This is a genomic window from Arenibacter sp. S6351L, assembly GCF_023016025.1.
Lineage (GTDB): Bacteria > Bacteroidota > Bacteroidia > Flavobacteriales > Flavobacteriaceae > Arenibacter > Arenibacter algicola_B.
Genome location: NZ_JALKBB010000013.1, coordinates 97,471 through 115,976, shown reverse-complemented (window position 1 = coordinate 115,976; position 18,506 = coordinate 97,471). Strand labels below are relative to the sequence as shown.

The following is an 18,506-nucleotide window of genomic DNA, read 5'->3' as shown; positions in this document are numbered from 1 at the left end:
GATTATCACAATTTCCAAATATTATAATTTACTTCCTTTAGCCCAAGTGACTATAGTGAACATCGGATAGTGACTTCATGGTTTCTGCTGCCTGTTCGGCCGTGATATCGCGCTGTGGATTGGCAAACATTTCATAACCTACCATAAACTTTTTTACTGTAGCCGACCGCAACAAGGGTGGGTAAAAAGACATATGAAAATGCCATTCGGGATGCTCCTTCCCATCTGTAGGTGCCTGATGTATTCCTGCAGAATATGGAAAGGACGTGTTGAATATATTATCGTACTTTATGGTAAGTTGTTTCAGGATATCAGCGTAGGATATCTTTTCGGACTCCGAAAGTAAACCAATATGTGCCAATTTTCTTTTAGGAAGGATCATAGTTTCATAAGGCCATACTGCCCAATAGGGTATAAGTGCTACAAAATGCTCGTTTTCTACAATAATACGCTCGTCCAACTTTAATTCCTGTTCTATATAATCCTCCAAAATACTTCTGCCATGCTTTTCCCAATAAGCTTGTAGATTTCCTATTTTCTTATGGACTTCCTGTGGGATTTTATTCTGTGCCCAAATTTGTCCATGTGGGTGTGGGTTGCTACACCCCATTATCCCCCCTTTATTCTCAAAAATCTGAACATGATTAATGCCTTCCTTGGCACCCAATTCCATATATTCTTTCTGCCAAAGTGAAATAACCTTTGTGATATCGGATACAGACATTAATGGTAATGTAAGGGCATGGTTAGGCGAAAAACAAACCACCTTGCAAATACCGGATTCGGCTTCCGCATATAAAAGACCATTTTCGTATGTCTCTTCTTTAACATCCGGTAGTAGGGCAGAAAAATCGTTGACAAAGGAATATGGCTTTTCGTAACTGGGATTGAACTCCCCTCCCATTCTTTCGTTCGTAGGGCAAAGGTAGCATGAAGGGTCATACACTGGTAAGTCCGTAGTAGCACTTTTTTCGGTCTTTCCCTGCCATGGCCTTTTGGTCCTATGGGGAGAAACTAAAATCCATTCTCCCGTTAGAATATTTAACCTTCTATGCGGATTATCATTGAAACTATTTGTCATTGCGCTCAAATTTTTATGTAGGTTCCTGCACTGGGTTTTACCTCAAATGCATCCAATTCAATATTAAAAGCTGCCTTGTATGCCTTGGTAGCTGCTTCCACAAAATCATCTACCTTGTCCTTATGTACAATATTTAAGGTACAACCTCCAAATCCACCACCGGTTTGTCTAGCCCCCAACACGGTATCATACTGTTTGGAAAAATCGACCAAAAAATCAGATTCCGGACAGCTCACTTCATATAATTTGCTTATTCCTTCGTGTGCCTCGTATAATAAGGCTCCAAAGAGGTTTAAATCATTAGACTTTAGAGCATTTGCCGTTTTCAACACCCTATCATTTTCATTGATGATAAAAGAACATCTTTTAAAAATAGTGGCACTCATTTCACTTTTACAAACTTCCAGCATTTCGTTATTGGCATTTCTTAAGGAAGTTACTTCTGGATAGTGTCCTTGTAGAATTGCAACACCCTCCTCGCATTCCCTTTTCCTAGTGTTGTACTCACTGGAGGCCAAGTTGTGCGACACTTTTGTATTCAGCATTATCATCTTATATGGATCTATTTGGATAGGTATTTGTTGATGTTCCAAAGACTGGCAATCCAACAAGATTACGTGCCCTTTTTCGCTCATTACGGAAGCAAATTGGTCCATGATTCCACATTGAGTTCCTACAAAGGTATGTTCCGCCTTTTGCGAAAGCAGCACAATATCCATTTTGGAAAGCCCAAGATCAAACAGTTCATTGAGCCCAAAAGCCAGTCCACATTCCAAGGCTGCAGAAGAACTTAGACCAGAACCCATTGGTAATTTACTTTCAATGGTACAGTCAAAACCCCTTAATTTATCGGTCCTTAATAATATCTCATTTAAAACGCCCAGAATATAGTTTTCCCATTCCACATTGCTCTTGGCAATTTTATCCAATTGAAGGGTGAACCCGGTATTGTAACCCAAACTATACAAGTTACACTCCTTATCCGTATGGTTCCTTTTGAATTTAAAAGTAATTTTCTTCTCTATGGCCGTAGGCAATACATAACCAAGATTATAATCTGTGTGTTCCCCGATCAAATTGATCCTTCCTGGGGATTCAACAACTAGTTCAGGGGTGAAATTTTCCGGAAACGACATATACTTTAAAGTGTGTTAGAGCACAAATATAAAAAAATATCTTTTATAAATGTATAATTTACGTTTATAGTAGCTGCTTATTCCGTCAAAACTTACACTTAAAACATCTTGGCAAAAAAAATCCCCTTGGCAAGCCAAAGGGGATTTAAAATTTAAAATATTTAGAAAATACTACTTTTCCTCTGTAAGCATATCCACAGTAGCCACGGTCCTAAATCCCAGGTGCTCCAAGGAAGAATCCAAACTGGAAGCCATCCTGGAAGATATCCTGTAACTGGCACAATAGGAAGCATTACATAAAAAAGACCCTCCTCTCATTACCTTCTCTTTTGCATAGGGCATATTGGGATTATATGCAGTGGCTGCTCCTTGGGGATTTACCACTGGAGCATTCAGGGCACCCAATTCGTTATAATAATTGGTATTGTACCAATCACTGGTCCATTCCCATACATTACCGGCCATATCGTACAGGCCAAAATCATTGGGAGGATAGGATTTAACTTTTGCGCGCTGTTCAAAACCATCCGCTTTGCTATTGGTTACCGGAAATTCTCCTTCCCAGGTATTTGCCATTTGGGACAAAACAGAATCGTCATCACCCCAGAAATAAATACTTTCAGTTTTATTGCCTCTGGCAGCTCTTTCCCACTCAGCTTCGGTAGGCAATCTTCTACCGGCCCATTGGCAATAGGCCAGTGCATCCTCATAGGCCACTTGTACAACAGGTTCGTTATCTTTTCCCTTAATGGTGCTTCCTGGCCCGTTGGGTTGTTTCCAATTGGCCCCAATGGTCCAGTTCCACCATTGTGAAAAATCGTAAAGGTTGGGCACGGAAGTTTTGGTTTTCTTAAAGGTCAAAGAGCCTGGTTGCAAAATGGAATCATGGGGTTTTGGAGTTCCTTCTGGAACTTGAGTTTTCATCTCCTCCCAATCTATTGCCCGTTCGGCCACAGTAATGTAACCTGTTTCCTTAACAAACTTTGCGAATTGGGCATTGGTCACCTCTGTTACATCCATAAAAAAACCATTTACCTTTACCTTATGCGCAGGTTTCTCATGGTCCATTGCCATTTTGTCCTGGGGTACGGCACCTTGGATGAATTCACCACCTGGAATCCACACCATACCATCCGGTGCATTAATATTTTCTGGTTTTTCTACCAAGATAGGAGTTGTGTCGACCACTGATTCCGCAACCTCCGATATTGCGTCACTAGTTTCAACATTATTGGTCGACTTCTTTTCCTCCTTGCATTGAACCATCAAAGCCATAACAAAAAGGGCACTTATAAAATTAATTTTTTGCATTCTATAGTTTTTAATCCTTACAAATGTAAAGAACGAAAATGATTCTATTCCCCTTGCGGAATAAATTTCATGTCATAAGATGTTGAAGCCACTTTCATAATAGCATTGAATATATAATGGCAAACCTGTTTTTGTCCCTCAAAGTTAATCAGCTCTACCGTATCTTCTGGGGTGTGATACTGTGGATGACCCCCAGTATGGATCCCCAGTACGGAAATGTTTTTTTTATAAAAGGAAACATGATCCGAACCTCCTACGGAGCCTGCATGAACTACCGGAGACAAGCCCAAGGGCGGGCCTAATTCCTGCATCAGCTCCACACCACCCGGAAAGGTTCCGGCTCCACCCATATAGACCTGCTTGGCATCGTTTAACCTGCCTACCATATCCATGTTGATCATTAATTTAATCTGTGACAACGGAACAACAGGATTGTTCGCAAAATATTTACTGCCCAACAGCCCTTGTTCCTCTGCCCCAAAAGCGATCAACAAAATACTTCTTTTTAATTCTGACCTGTGTGCCATTAGCTTCTCCCCTATTTCCAATAATGCCGAAGTACCACTTGCATTATCATCCGCGCCATGGTGTATTCCAATTTTATCGGACTTTGATGATGGTCCGCCCCCCATTCCCAAATGATCGTAATGGGCGCCCAAAACAATGTATTCATTCTTTAATAATGGATCATTACCCTCTATAAAGCCTATTACGTTCCATGTCTCAACGGTATTTTTAGGAACCTCCCCTTTCTTTACCCTTAATTGGGCCACGAAAGACTGCTTATAGGATGTCTCAAAGGGAGGTATTCCCGACTTTTTAAAATCCTTGGTTATATATCTGACAATCCTTTTATTGATTTTTCCTCCGGGATATCTTCCAGAATTTTTGTCGGCCGTTAAATAAGAAATATGTCCCTTAAGTTCAACGGTAGTAATATCTTCCTGTGCGATGCAAATATTGAACCAACTGCCCAACAAGAAAATTGCAATAATTAATTTCATATATCGATGTTCTTTACTTCTTTTCTTCAAATTTTGCCTTTTCAAAATTCATCGGCAAACTTATGCCTTGACCTCTCCATCTAATCAACAATCGGTCTAAATTGGAACGGAAAACACTATAATCTTTTCTAGTTTTGGATGTCCAACCTACCTCTGCATAAGCAGCTATTCTAGGGAAAATCATTTTGTCCATGTCAATGGCTTCAGGAATCCATTCTCCCCACATTTGGCAACCGCTCCCAATAACTTTGTCGTGAAATCTTTCTTCCAATCCTTCAGGAATGGGGTCAAAACTATAGGACTTTTCCAGTGGGATAAATTTATAGGAATAGTCCAAATAGGTATATTCATGATATGAATTTACTATATCATATCCGTCGTGAACCGCTTTCGATACCAAATCCAAATTCCCTTTCCAAAAATGGACCAAGGTATTTTTGGCTAAGCTTTTTTTGACCTCCATGTCCGTAGCTTCCTGCCATTCATGTACATTTTCTCCAAGAATTTCATTCCAGCCCATCATTCGGTGCCCTTTCTGATTTAAATAATTCGATATTTTGTTTGTAAAAAAAATATGCAAGTCTGCTGGAGATGTCAATCCGTTTTCTTTAATGAAATTTTGAATTTCCACTGAAGATTTCCATGCATCAAATTTTACTTCATCACCACCAATATGGACTATATTACTTGGAAATAATGCCATAACCTCTGAAAGTACATTTTCAAGAAACTCGTACACCCGTGGATCGGACACATTAAAGGAATCTGGGAGCTTCCCAAAAACGGTAGGTACCTCCTTGAGTTCCCCAATAGTTCCCAACCAAGGATATGCGGCAATAGCTGCAGATGCATGACCGGGCATTTCGATTTCAGGAATAATAGTAATTTGTCTTTCGTTGGCGTATCCAATAATATCCTTAATCTCTTCCTGGGTATAATATCCGGAGTGAGGGGTGTTAGACCTTTCTGCACTATCCCAACCCCCTATTTGGGAATTGTTCCTAGTAGATCCAACTTCCGTCAATTTGGGATACTTTTTTATTTCCAATCGCCATCCTTGATCATCCGTCAAATGCCAGTGGAACACATTCATCTTTAGAAGTGCCATCTGATCTAATAGTTTTTTCACCTGTTCAGTTCCTTTAAAATATCGGCCTTCATCCAACATAAATGCACGCCAGCTAAATCTTGGACCATCTTCGATGCTGATCCCGGAAATTGAAAGGTTCCCATTATCACTATCCTCCCCAATTAACTGCCTAAGGGACATTATACCATAAAAAACACCAGCAGATGTTCCAGCTGAAATTGATATGGCACTATTAGCAACCTTTAAGACATATCCCTCTTCCCCTAATTTCTGGGCTAATCCAGGGTCGAGGGTAAGGATGATTCCTTTTCCCCCTTTTCTTTTGATTTTCAGTTCTTTCTGATATTCAACTTTCAATAATTCTTGGAGATAGCTTGCATTTTGTTGGTTGGGGCTGTCAGCTATTATAGGCGTATTGGAAGTAATAATATACTTCCCTTCTTTCAAATCCGCACTCAAAGGTTGTGGAATTATTCCAGTGTTTTGTCCAATACTAGATAAAGCCCAAAATAAAACCAAAGGCAAAACAATTCTAATGTTCTTCATTTTTTTCAATAATTGCTAATTAAAATCATTTAACAGGAAGTTCTTTGCAGATAATATAATTCCATTTCTTCACAGACCGTCACTAAGGGCCGGAATCCTAAATTTTTCAATAGTGGGTTCCGTATGCTGACTTTCCAAAATCTTGGCCGCTTTTTCCAGTATCTCGGGGTGTTGATCTGCTACGTTTGTGGTTTCTTTTAAATCTGTCTTAAGGTTGTACAATTCTAATGTAGGCTCATTTTTTTTATCCTTCAGGTGAGTTTTTACCACTTTCCAATCGCCCATTCTGATCGCCAATTGCCCACCATATTCCGGAAACTCCCAGTACAGGAAGTCGTGTTTCTTCTCTTGATCCCCAGCAATTAGAGTGGGCAAAAAGCTGATTCCGTCGGTATACTTTGGCGCCTCATAACCTGCAACATCTGCCAGCGTTGCCATAACATCATAGTGTACGGAAATATGATCGGTTGTGGTACCAGGTTTTATACTGCCGGGCCATGTGGCAATCATTGGTACCCTAATCCCCCCTTCATAAACGAAGCCTTTTCCACGACCAAGCTCACTCCTAAATGGTTTGGCACTATCAAACCATGGTGAGTCCGTACCTCCATTAAAAGTGGGGCCATTGTCCGAGGTAAAAATGATCAAAGTATTCTCGTACAACCCGTCTGCTTTTAACTTCGCTACTAGTTTCCCAACATTTTCATCCAAATAAGAAACCATTGCAGCGTAACCGGCATGGGGGTTTTGATGTGGAAAATATCCTCTTTCACCCAAATAGGGTTCCTCTTTCCCAAACTTATTTTTATAATAATCCACCCATTTTTGGGGAGCTTGGATAGCCGCATGGGGAATGGGCGTGGCCCAATAAATAAAAAATGGATTTTCCTTGTTCCTATCTACAAAACCTTGTAACTCCTTAAACATAAGATCGGGAGCATAATCGTTTAATGTATAAGGCGCATAACTTGCTGGTTCATTAATATCTGCCCCTTTGGCCAACTTAGTACTTGGCGCTATAGTATCGTTATTTAAATGTACCCTTTTTTCGTTTTTGTAAAGGTGCAACGGATAGTAGGTGTGGGCTTGTCGCTGACAGTTATATCCGAAAAAGAAATCGAATCCCATTGTTGTGGGAATAGAATTGGTATGGGGCGCACCCAATCCCCATTTACCGAACATAGCGGTGCTATACCCTACCTCCTTTAATTTTTTGGCAATTGTAATGGTGCTGTCCGGCATGGGGCGCTGCCCTTCCAATACGGAGTCTTTGGCCATTGCTTTGTAATTCCATACCTCCCCGCGTTCTCCCCATTCCTCATTACCACGAATATGGGCATGCCCGGAATGAGTACCCGTTAACAACATATAACGTGCAGGGGCACAGACTGGAGCACTTGTATAGTGTTGTGTAAACAACATCCCTTCCTTTGCCAGGGCATCAATATTGGGGGTCTCAATTTTCTCCTGACCATAGGCACCCAGTTCGGCATATCCAAGATCATCGGCCAAAATGTAGATTATATTTGGTCTTGATGCTGGAATTACACTATCTTCTTTTTTACCTTCATCCTTACAGCTTAATAAGATGAATGGAATTAAAATTAGAGCAATTAATTTATTCATAAGTTTTTTTCTTGTTTCTAGCTTGGCGCCTGTTTTATCTAATAACTAAAGTCTTAATTCTATTTTCTTTTCTCTTTTTTATGGCCACTAAGCAATCAATATTTTTTTTAACATCAATTGCACGCTTCCATTCCTTTTGCTCATTTACTAATTCTCAAACTAACGCATTTCCAAATTAATAAATTGCTATTGTATTGGTTTCTGAAGTAGTGAAAAATCTATCACTGGAGCTACTCCGTTAGCAGTCCTTTCATGAAAGGTATCTATAGAGGTCTTTTCATTAAAAAATCCACAATTCTTCATAAAAAATTTGTTGCCAACGGCCCCTCCGGCATAATCTTCCCTAGATCCCTTCCTGGCGGTAGCATCTGCCGTAAATTTGGCTTTGGTAAGTTCATGCCACTGCCCGTTGGTATCGTAAATCCATTGGTTGGTATATTCTCCCATTCTGGAAATATGGCCTACTTCTGTCCTAAAGTTTTCTAGAAAGGAATGTGGTCTTTTTAAATAGGTCGAGGTATGTGGTCTTCTAAAACTGGCTATTAAATTCCATTCTTCAGATTCCGAATCATAGAAATAGGCGGTATAATCAGTAGAATTATTTACAGAAGGTTCACCTTTTAGTAAAAATTTATAGGTATTGCCAGCTTTCCAATTGAACACTTTATAACTTTGTCCACCTGAGCCTTCGTTACCAAATTCGCCTGTGGTTACTCCTTCCCCTTTACCTAGCAAAATTATTCTATATTCCTCCGGAATACTTTTTGGGTCCTGGGTTTCAAACGGACTCCAGACAGAAAACAGGATTCTCCTTTCAGTCTCAGAATTCACCTGCATTCCAAAATAGCCCTCGCCGAAGCCATTGGCCATATAATAGGATCCAATAACATCCTCGTTTTCAGGAACCGTAATTTCATTATAAAACCAAAGTATGTCGGTGTTTTCGGGAGTGGTATAGCTTAAATGGACAGATGGCCCCCTTCTACCCCAATAAAAGTCTTCCTTTACGTAAGTAAGCTTACCATTGGCTGCCTGTCCACCTATAAGTACCTCATTGACCTCCACAAAATTGCTTGCTGTTTTTTCCAATCCTTGAAGTTCCACAAAGTGATAACCAGGTGTGGCAATTTTGAAAACGCCTACATCCACTGTTTCAAAATCTTGATTGGAGACTTCGATCTCCTTTGTGGTTCCGTCCAAGGTAACTCTGATTTTGGAAAAACCTTCGCTCACTTTAAGATTTAGTCCCACATTTAATTGTCCTACTTGATCGGTTTTAAAATAGGTTCTTATAACCGTATTCGCATCATTCCAATTCCTTATCCCCTCATCAGAAATAAGATGTCGATTATCCCTTACCTCATTTACCACCCAGCTATTGCCTCCCGGTTTTATGCTATCGGTTAAGCTTAATTTTTCCAAGGATATTTCTTCAGGATTATCCTGCTTGGCCAAAGTTGTACAAGAGCCCACTACTAATAGTAAACCTAGTCCAATTACATTTTTGTATCCTTTAGTACTTGCTTTAATGCTTTTAGTAGCCACTTTAAAAAATCTGGGGCCAACATTCGTTATTGCTATCATTTTAATCATTGTATTATTATCGTTTTTTTTGAATATTTTGTCCTGTTCACTTTAATTTAAAACCCTCTAGATGATCTACTTTTCCCTTTAACTTTCGAGGACTCTTACCAAACTCTTTTTTAAAGCATTTCGAAAAATATTTGGGATCATTAAAGCCCACCAGGAACGCTGCCTCGGATACCGAGTAATTGCAATCGCCAATTAAAACCGCTGCCTTTTTAAGACGCATGGTCCTAACAAAATCTACTATTTTCTTCCCCGTTAGCCCCTGAAATTTTCTATAAATAGCAGAATAGCTCATATTTAGATCCTGTGACAGATCCTCGGTTTTAAAATCTGGATTACTAATCTGATTTTCCACAAGATTTACCAGATTTTCAAGAAAAACTTCATCTTGGGACCTACTTCCTCCATTTTTAGGAGTCGTAATTAGGTCGTTCTTATATTTCATAATTAACCGGTCACTACGGGTAATAATATTATTCACCTTTAGAACCAGTTCATTAATATTAAAGGGTTTGTTTATGTATTCGACCGCCCCTGTCCGCAACCCCAAAATTTTGTTTTTTGCTGCTTTTTTGGCGGTGAGAAGTATAATTGGGATATGAGTAGTGAGCTCATTTCTTTGAAGCATTTTGCTCATTTCAATACCATCCAATTTCGGCATCATAATATCACTTATTATCAGGTCCGGATTGTGCTCCAAGGCCAAGGCATAGCCTTCTTCCCCATTTTCCGCCAGCAGAACATTGTAGTAATCGGAAAAGATATCTTTTAATGATATTTGTAGTTCATAATTATCCTCTACCACTAAAATGGTCTTCGCCAATTTAGCTGAAGCTGTGACTATATTTTCCTCCTTCATTTCATATTCAACCTCCTCAACTTCCATAATAGCCTCTTCCAAGGTTACCTCATTTTGTACACTCTCATTCCTATTTTTATCCATAGGAAAACTTACACTAAAACAGGTTCCCTTGACCGGGTCCGACTTTACATCGATCTTCCCATGGTGCAGATCCACCAATTCCTTGGTTAGGGCCAGCCCTATGCCCGTCCCTATTTTTTGTTTCCCTGTATCTGCCTGATAGAACAATTGGAAAATATTTTCCAACTCCTCATTTGGAATACCCGGTCCGGAATCGGTAACGGATATTTTAACATTTCTTTCCCAGTCCTCCACAATTACATCTAATGAAATAGCCCCTCCTTTAGGTGTAAATTTGAAGGCATTGGATAGAAGGTTAAAGAAAATATGTTCCATTTTATCTTTATCGTACCACATTTTCAACTCATCACTGGGGTAGCTACATTTAAAATGGATTCCCTTGAACATGGCTTGCTCCTCAAAGGAGCTGGTTATTTCCTTTAGATCGGCAACAATATTGTGTTCTGCCGCCCTTAATACCAGTTTCTCCAATTCCTTGTCCCTTAAAGAAGTTAATTCAAATACAATTCGGGATAATCGATTAGCATTGTTGGAAATTAGCTTGAGGCGCTGTTGCAACAGCACATTACCACTTTTCATAGCACGTTGCAACATGTTTTCCAAAGGAATCAAAATCAAGGTCAAAGGGGTTTGAATTTCGTGGGACATCTTGGCAAAGAAATCCATTTTTAGGGCGTAAAGTTCCCTTTCATGTTTATGTTCCAGTTCATCTGCAATTACCCTGTTCCTAAGTCTGATCCAGATGACCGTTCCATAAAGTAGGCCAATAATTAAAAACAAATAAATCAACTGGGCCAGATTTGATCGCCAAAACGGCCGTAAAATGGTTATAGCAACAGATGTTTCTTTTATGTCCCATTCCCCGTTCCCGGTACTGGCCTTGACTTCAAAAAGGTAATTCCCGGGAGGTATGTTGGTATAAGTTGCCAAACGTTCCTTTTCGGAATTTATCCAATTGTCATTAAACCCTTTAAGTCTATAGGCATAATTATAATTGGAAAACAGCACATTGTCTATTGCCAAAAATCGAAAGGCAAATGATGATTGGTCATGGTCCAGTTCCAGTGCCTCCAATTTTTCAACCCCCTCCGTAATTTGTTCCGGAATGACGTTTATGGCGGGCTGGTTTAGGATAGCAATATCTTCAATAAATAACTTGGCTACTGTTTCTTCTTTTTTAAGTTGATTGGGCTTAAAGTAGCTTACTCCATTTAACCCCCCAAAATAAATATTCCCATCCCATCCCACATGCGCACTGCGCTGCATAAAGGAATCATCCTGCAGTCCATCTATTTTTTGAAACACCCTAGATATGGAATCCTTTACATTTATATGCCAGATGCCCTTGGTTGAACCCAACCATAAATTATCGTTGTTCTCCAATATTACGGATCTAAAGATGGTATTGTCATAAGTCCCGTTTATCTTTATTTTTTCAACTTGTTGGTCAGCAATATTAAATTTAATCAATTCCCCACTTACCATAACCAACCATATGGCATCTGCATTACTGGCGGCCATGGACCAGATATCATAATTCTTATTGGAAATGAGAGTATCGTTGACATGTTGGAACCGGGTAAAATTGGATTTAGCAATATCGCTACCATCTTCGTTGAACCTAAATACCCCACCTCCATTACACGCAAGCCAAACGGTCCCTGAAGAATCTTCAACAACAGATTGGGAAATGGATCCCACCAATCCGGCTGTGCCATTTTCAAAACGCGCCAACAATTTGTTTCTTTCCGAAAACAAATAAATTCCCATGTCGGTCGTCACCCATAATCTACTTTTGGAGTCCTTAAAAATAAATCGAACGTCCAAAACCATATTATTCTTGGAATTGTTCAAAGGCACCTTAGAGAACCGGCCTTTATTCGTATTATAAACCCACAATCCATTTTTATAGGTCCCTATCCAAATATTGCCACTATTGTCCTCATTGATAGAGTGAATATAAAACCCTTTACTTTGGGCCGAGTTGTTAAAAAATTGCTTTTCACCTCCATTTTCGTCAACCTTGGTAATTCCGTCCCCGTCCGTCCCTATCCAAAGTGTTCCATCCTTTGCCCTGTAGGAAGACAACACCCGTGCAGGGCTTCCCTGCACCGCTCCAGAATGAAAATTTATCTGATTATTCTTATTGCGCAGTATGTTTATATCCCCATAATTGGTAAGTACCCACAAGTTGCCCTTTAAATCTTCGTTTATACCGATTACTGTATTGGTACTCAAGGAAAACCCATTAAGATAATTGTGCTTATAAATTGTCAATTCGCCAGACTCAGTATCCAACCTGTACAGACCATCCCCATCGGTTCCCAACCAAATAAAACCATTTACATCGCAATACATTGATATAAACAATTCATTTAACTGACTACGCCATTGCTCATTTATAATCTCATCCTGAACAAAGGATTCTTTGTCAAAATCATAAACCATTATCCCATGCCCCACATAGGACGAACCGATCCATAATCTATTTTTTTTATCCAGCAGCAGTAGGCTGTTGTCTGCCAGGGTATAGTCATAGGGCACCTCCAATGTCTCTAGACGTTTGGTTCCCAAATAATAAATATACATAGGTCCCTTATAGGTGCTTACAATAAGTTGATCGGATTTCCTAACCACCAAGGAATTCACTTCATTTAGACCTGAAGAATTACCGGGAATGGTGGTAATACTATCCACAATTCCCTTGCCGTGGTCATAGGAATATATAACTCCCTTGTCCGTGGCCAACCAAATAATACCATTATCCTCGTTGACAATATTAACCTTGTGCTTCTTCTGAAACCCCTCTATGGAATTGTCTATGGACAAAAACCTTCCATTTTTCTCCAAATAGGATATTTGCCCATTCATGGATAAAGCCCAAATTACCCCCTTGGCATCCCTAAATATTTTTTTTAATTCATCTGAAGCAGTATCCTCCTTAAAAATTGACTCTTTGGGAGTAAATTCAAAATTATAACCATCGTATTTGGATATACCTTCTGCATGGGCCAACCAAACAAAACCCAGGCTATCCTGTACGGTATGGGTAACCTTTACATTACGGTTATCCAGTTTACTGGGAAGGTGGATAAAATTAGAAGAATGCTGTCCTGACAAATAGGACCAACAAAACAGCCCCAGTACATATAGAGCGTAAATTTTATTCCTATTTATTTTCTTGTTCAAACTGCAACAATTACAATTAATCCTTCCTAATTCTGTCCGAAACAAATGTACCTATAATTGGTGTCAACCTAAAGGAGGTATTTTTTGCAAAAAGGTGGAAAAAAACTTCAAATATCGAAATAATCCGAAAATTTACCCCTAGAACGCAAAAAAAGAACACCTAAATAATTAACACAATATTAATATTTGTGGAACATTAACAACAAGTATCTGTATTAAGGAAAATATGAACCAAAGAAGAAATTTTATTAAGAAGACCGCCATTACTGGAGCTGGTATAGCCCTATTGCCTAATCTAAGTTTAGGAAATGGTTTTGCAAAAGACGCCCAAAAAATAAGAGTAGGTGTAATTGGTGTTGGATTAAGGGGAACCAATCATTTGGATAACCTTTTAAAAAGAACGGATGTTTTGGTTACGGCCATATGTGACATAGACCAAAACCGTATTGATATTGCACAGGATCATATAATAAAAGCTGGCCAAAAGAAGGCCAAAGCCTTTGGAAAAAATGAGCACGATTATAAAAACCTATTGGCACTGGCAGACATAGATGCAGTGGTCATTGCCACTCCTTGGTTATGGCATACAAAGATGGCGGTAGACTCCATGAAAGCTGGTAAATATACCGGCCTTGAAGTATCCGCAGCCAATACCCTTGAGGAATGTTGGGATTTGGTCAACACCCATGAGGAAACCGGTTCCCACCTCATGATTTTGGAAAACGTAAACTATAGACGTGATGTGCTTGCCGTATTAAATATGGTTAAACAGAATGTTTTTGGGGAATTATTACATTTTAGATGTGGATATCAGCACGATCTGCGCGGGGTAAAATTCAATGACGGAAAAACTGCCTACGGAAAGGGTGCCGAATTCGGCGCCAAAGGTATCTCCGAATCGGCTTGGAGAACACAGCATTCCCTGTTGAGAAATGCAGATGTCTACCCTACCCATGGTCTTGGACCTATAGCGGTTATGGCAGATATAAACAGGGGAAATAGATTTTTATCACTTACTTCACATGCTACCAAAGGTGTTGGTCTACATAAATATATTGTGGATACCGCTGGTGAAGATCATCCCAATGCCAAATTAAAGTTTAAACAAGGTGATATCATTACCTCTACCATAGAAACTTCCAACGGGGAAACTATCATAGTTACCCATAATGTAAACAACCCCCACCCCTACTCCTTAGGTTTTAAAGTTCAGGGGGCACAGGGACTTACGGACTTCGATTACCACACCCAACGAATCCATATTGAGGGAACTACAGAAGGACATGGATGGGAGAATATGGATTCCTGGTTCGAAAAATATGATCATCCGCTTTGGAAAAAATTCGGAAGCAGTGCTACGGAAGCTGGTCATGGCGGTATAGATTTTTATGTGATAAATGCCTTTATAGAGTCGGCCAAAGAAAATATTGCACCTCCTATGGATGCCTATGATGCTGCCGCATGGAGTGCCGTAACACCACTTTCCGAACTATCTATAGAAAATAATGGGGAACCACAGGATTTCCCTGATTTCACCAGAGGTACTTGGATCAAAAGAAAACCTTATAACTGGATTAAGGACACATACTAGTTGTAAATATAGAATTGCTTATTGAGTTGTTTGAGTTAGTTGTTTTTCAAAACCCATTTCATGAAAATGGAATGGGTTTAAAAAGTAACAGACACTACACAAAAGTAAAACCCAAATAGAATATGAACAGAAACATTTAAAAAAATTAGCTCGACAAGAATTTTTCAAATTTTAACATCAACCGATTATTAATTTAAACTAGATCAATGAAAAAACCATTTTTTTATTTACTAATTCTAATTTTGAGTGTAGGCCATTTAGCCCACGCTCAAAATAAAACGGTCCAAGGAACCGTTTTCGATGACAATGGAGTTCCATTACCAGGAGCTTCTGTCGTAGTTAAAGGAACCTCTACCGGAACACAATCCGACTTTGATGGTAATTTTTATATTGACGTACAAGGTCCACAATCCATTTTAACAGTTTCCTATCTTGGTTTTAAACCACAGGAAATCCTTGTGGGAAACCAAACACAGATAAACATCACCTTGGCTCCGGATGCTACCCAATTGGACGATGTAGTCTTAATTGGTTACCAAAAGGTATTTAAAAGGGATGTTACCAGTGCTGTCTCCAGTATTAAGAGCGACGATATTGAAGGAATTCCGGTATTGGACGTATCAGGATTGATCGCTACCCAAGCCACTGGTATCCAGAGTGTGAATATGACAGGGGCACCTGCAGGTAGGGGTGCACTAATTATTCGTGGTAACACCAGTATAGGCGGGGATATCGATGCCGATTTGGCCTACAGTAGTCCGTTATACGTAATTGATGGGGTACAGACCAGTTTAGAGGATTTAGCCGGTTATGGTGTCTCCAACGTTGACTTTTTGGCCTCACTGAACCCTAACGACATAGCGAGTATAGATGTACTTAAAGATGCTTCAGCAGCGGCCATTTACGGATCCAGGGGAGCCAATGGGGTTATAATCATTGAAACCAAAAAAGGTGTAGCCCTTGACAAACCGGAATTTTCGTTTTCCACCAGTTTAGGGTTGCAACCCAAACCCAACTTGGTACCAATGTTGGCAGGAAGCGCTGAAAGGCAAGCCAAAATGGGGATGATCCAAAGATGGTGGCATACGGACGAATTACAATCGGGACAAACACCAATGGTCTTGACCGACAGTATAAACCCTGCATTTAATAATAATGTAGATTATCAAGGTTTATTTTATAAAACCGGGATTGATCAGCAGTACGATTTTAGTGTTCGTGGTGGTAGTGAGAAAACCAACTATAGGGTTTCCCTAGGTTATGACAACCAGGAAGGTGTTATAAAAGGTACTGGTGTTGATAGGGTTACTTTTTCCTCCAATCTTAATTTTACTGCTGGGGAAAAGTTTCGCAACCAATTAATTACAAGATTTACCCATACCGATCTACAAACTGGACAAGGAAACCCTTACCAAGGAAGTTTTAACCTTAACTCTTCCCTACCTGTAGATCCGGCCGGACTACAATCTTCCCTATTTTATATCACTGACGAAAGAAAACAGTCCTTAAGTGGGGAGCTGGAAGGCAAATTAAATGAGGATAGGACAGTTAACTTTACCATTTCCAACTTTGCCACCTTTGACCTTTTACCAAGCCTTAGCCTAAACTCCCAACTAAGCTTTGTTTATGACAGCAATAAGAAGAACTTTTATGAGCCGTCTACCATAAGGACAGAAGGAGATGGTTTTGCAAGTTATGCTTTGTACAACAGAAAAAACTTGACCGCTGAAACCTATTTAAGCCTATTTAAAAACATTGGTGCCAATAACGATCATGAAGTTACTGGAGTATTGGGAAATAGGGTAGATTATAACAAATATGAAGACATGGCCATGACCGCCTTTGGTTTTGGTAGTGATGCTATTCAAACAATTAACAACAGGTACACCCAAGACCAAATAAGTGGATATACCGATATAAGTGCCAATGCATTGGTATCCTATTTTGGGCGTGTGAGCTATAAGTACAAAAATCGTTATATGGTGGGTGGAAACTTCAGTATTGATGGTTCCTCCAGATTTGGTAAAGATGTACGCTGGGCCAAGTTCCCTTCCCTAAATGCAGGTTGGGTTATTTCGGATGAGCCCTTCCTTAAGCCCCATATTTCCAGTTTTATAGATTATTTAAAAATTAGGGGTAGCTGGGGTATCAACGGGAAGCAATTCCCAGAAAACTACCTACGTTTCGGAAAATACAATTTAGGTTATGGTGGAAACCCTTATTGGGCCAACCAAATGAATGTTTCCAGTTACGGTGGTGTTACCGGGGTTATTCCAAATTACGACCAAATTGGGAATGCATCCCTTTCATGGGAAGAAACCGAACAATGGAATGTTGGGTTTGACCTGGATATGTTCAACAGAAGGGTAAGTTTGGCATTTGATGCCTATAACAAGAGTACGGACAAGTTATTTTTTGATGTTGCTTTCCCCGCCTATTCCGGTTATAACTCCGCTCCTACAAACGTAGCCGGGGTATTAAACTACGGTTGGGAATCCATGCTACGTTACCACGTTTTCCCTAGGGAGAACGACCTTCGAATGGAATTGTCCGTTGGTTTTGCTCAAAACAAAAACTACGTTTCCAAATTGCCAAATGGCAACCAGGATTACATAGGAGGTGATTATGGATATGTTGTTGGGCGTCCGCTTAACCTGTACAAGATGTTCATTAATGATTATATCATTGATGATCTGGATCAATTGCCTGTAAATCCATTTACTGGAGAACCTTTGCAAGGAAAATCCGCTTGGGCCAATATCCGCCCAGGTTTTCCAATATGGCAAGATCTTAACGGGGATTACTTACTTAATGAGGAGCACGATCTAAAATTAACTACAGACTACTCTCCTATCCCCGATATTACAGGTTCCTTCAATATAAACCTGCAGTACAAAAAATGGTACTTCCAAGCCTATAGTCAATTCTCCTTTGGTGCCGATATAAAGAATACCGTGTTAAACAGTTATATGGATAGCTACGATAGGGGTGGTGACGATTGGGCCAGAAGAGGACTTGCCGACCTAAGTGAATATACATTTTGGCAACAGCCTGGTGATGGTGCTGCCGGTGTTGACTTTCCTGCCATGTACCCACAGAGTCCAACACTTGGAGCATTTTACGGCTTTAGGGGCAATCAGACCCTTTGGATAGAAAGTGGTGATTATTGGAAAGTTAACAATGCTTCCATTGGATACACTTTTGATCAGAACGATAACTTTATGAAGAACATTGGCCTATCCCGTTTAAGAATCTACGGAGCAATGTTGAACCCTTACCAATGGCAGAGATCCAAGAAGGTAGTAGATGCCTCCATGGTGGATGCCAAAGGACATACTTATGGAAACGGATATCCACAAGCTAGGACAATTACCATTGGAATTGATACAAAATTTTAAA

10 protein-coding genes are annotated in these 18,506 nt (G+C 39.8%); 2 read left to right on the top strand and 8 right to left on the bottom strand.

Annotation, left to right across the window (positions count from 1 at the left end):
- Nucleotides 1–37 precede the first annotated feature (37 nt).
- From MWU82_RS12440 to MWU82_RS12405, 8 genes are all read right to left on the bottom strand, one after another.
- On the bottom strand, nt 38–1,081 hold the full coding sequence (locus MWU82_RS12440; protein ID WP_215948863.1) for a UDP-glucose--hexose-1-phosphate uridylyltransferase: 1,044 nt from the start codon (nt 1,079–1,081) through the stop codon (nt 38–40).
- A 5-nt stretch (nt 1,082–1,086) separates the two neighbouring features.
- Entirely contained in the window at nt 1,087–2,217 is a 1,131-nt protein-coding gene (galK, locus tag MWU82_RS12435) for a galactokinase (RefSeq protein ID WP_247096607.1), read from the bottom strand.
- A 171-nt stretch (nt 2,218–2,388) separates the two neighbouring features.
- A complete protein-coding gene (locus MWU82_RS12430) occupies nt 2,389–3,528 on the bottom strand; it encodes a formylglycine-generating enzyme family protein (protein WP_247096606.1) in 1,140 nt (379 codons plus the stop codon).
- Nucleotides 3,529–3,572: 44 nt separating this feature from the next.
- Nucleotides 3,573–4,532, bottom strand: a complete 960-nt coding sequence (locus tag MWU82_RS12425; RefSeq protein ID WP_247096605.1) for a M20/M25/M40 family metallo-hydrolase — start codon at nt 4,530–4,532, stop codon at nt 3,573–3,575.
- Nucleotides 4,533–4,545: 13 nt separating this feature from the next.
- The gene (locus MWU82_RS12420) at nt 4,546–6,168 is read right to left on the bottom strand and encodes a beta-N-acetylhexosaminidase (protein ID WP_247096604.1); all 1,623 of its coding nucleotides are present in this window, start codon (nt 6,166–6,168) and stop codon (nt 4,546–4,548) included.
- A gap of 69 nt (nt 6,169–6,237) precedes the next feature.
- Nucleotides 6,238–7,794, bottom strand: a complete 1,557-nt coding sequence (locus MWU82_RS12415) for an arylsulfatase (RefSeq protein WP_247096603.1) — start codon at nt 7,792–7,794, stop codon at nt 6,238–6,240.
- A 186-nt stretch (nt 7,795–7,980) separates the two neighbouring features.
- Nucleotides 7,981–9,378 carry a DUF3472 domain-containing protein gene (locus tag MWU82_RS12410; protein WP_215948857.1) on the bottom strand — a complete coding sequence of 466 codons (1,398 nt, stop codon included), beginning with the start codon at nt 9,376–9,378 and terminating at the stop codon, nt 7,981–7,983.
- 46 nt (nt 9,379–9,424) lie between these two features.
- Nucleotides 9,425–13,516, bottom strand: a complete 4,092-nt coding sequence (locus MWU82_RS12405; RefSeq protein WP_247096602.1) for an ATP-binding protein — start codon at nt 13,514–13,516, stop codon at nt 9,425–9,427.
- A gap of 226 nt (nt 13,517–13,742) precedes the next feature.
- Here MWU82_RS12405 and MWU82_RS12400 point away from each other — a divergent pair, with 226 nt between their 5' ends.
- Both MWU82_RS12400 and MWU82_RS12395 read left to right on the top strand, forming a co-directional pair.
- A complete protein-coding gene (locus MWU82_RS12400; RefSeq protein ID WP_215948855.1) occupies nt 13,743–15,107 on the top strand; it encodes a Gfo/Idh/MocA family oxidoreductase in 1,365 nt (454 codons plus the stop codon).
- A gap of 206 nt (nt 15,108–15,313) precedes the next feature.
- On the top strand, nt 15,314–18,505 hold the full coding sequence (locus tag MWU82_RS12395; RefSeq protein WP_215948854.1) for a SusC/RagA family TonB-linked outer membrane protein: 3,192 nt from the start codon (nt 15,314–15,316) through the stop codon (nt 18,503–18,505).
- The last annotated feature ends 1 nt before the right edge of the window (nt 18,506 follow it).

Bases quoted from the DNA above. Each gene is read 5' to 3' on its own strand.
- MWU82_RS12410 (WP_215948857.1), bottom strand. From the start codon at position 9,378: ATGATAGCAATAACGAATGTTGGCCCCAGATTTTTTAAAGTGGCTACT.
- MWU82_RS12415 (WP_247096603.1), bottom strand. From the start codon at position 7,794: ATGAATAAATTAATTGCTCTAATTTTAATTCCATTCATCTTATTAAGC.
- MWU82_RS12400 (WP_215948855.1), top strand. From the start codon at position 13,743: ATGAACCAAAGAAGAAATTTTATTAAGAAGACCGCCATTACTGGAGCT.
- MWU82_RS12430 (WP_247096606.1), bottom strand. From the start codon at position 3,528: ATGCAAAAAATTAATTTTATAAGTGCCCTTTTTGTTATGGCTTTGATG.
- MWU82_RS12420 (WP_247096604.1), bottom strand. From the start codon at position 6,168: ATGAAGAACATTAGAATTGTTTTGCCTTTGGTTTTATTTTGGGCTTTA.
- galK (WP_247096607.1), bottom strand. From the start codon at position 2,217: ATGTCGTTTCCGGAAAATTTCACCCCTGAACTAGTTGTTGAATCCCCA.
- MWU82_RS12440 (WP_215948863.1), bottom strand. From the start codon at position 1,081: ATGACAAATAGTTTCAATGATAATCCGCATAGAAGGTTAAATATTCTA.
- MWU82_RS12425 (WP_247096605.1), bottom strand. From the start codon at position 4,532: ATGAAATTAATTATTGCAATTTTCTTGTTGGGCAGTTGGTTCAATATT.
- MWU82_RS12395 (WP_215948854.1), top strand. From the start codon at position 15,314: ATGAAAAAACCATTTTTTTATTTACTAATTCTAATTTTGAGTGTAGGC.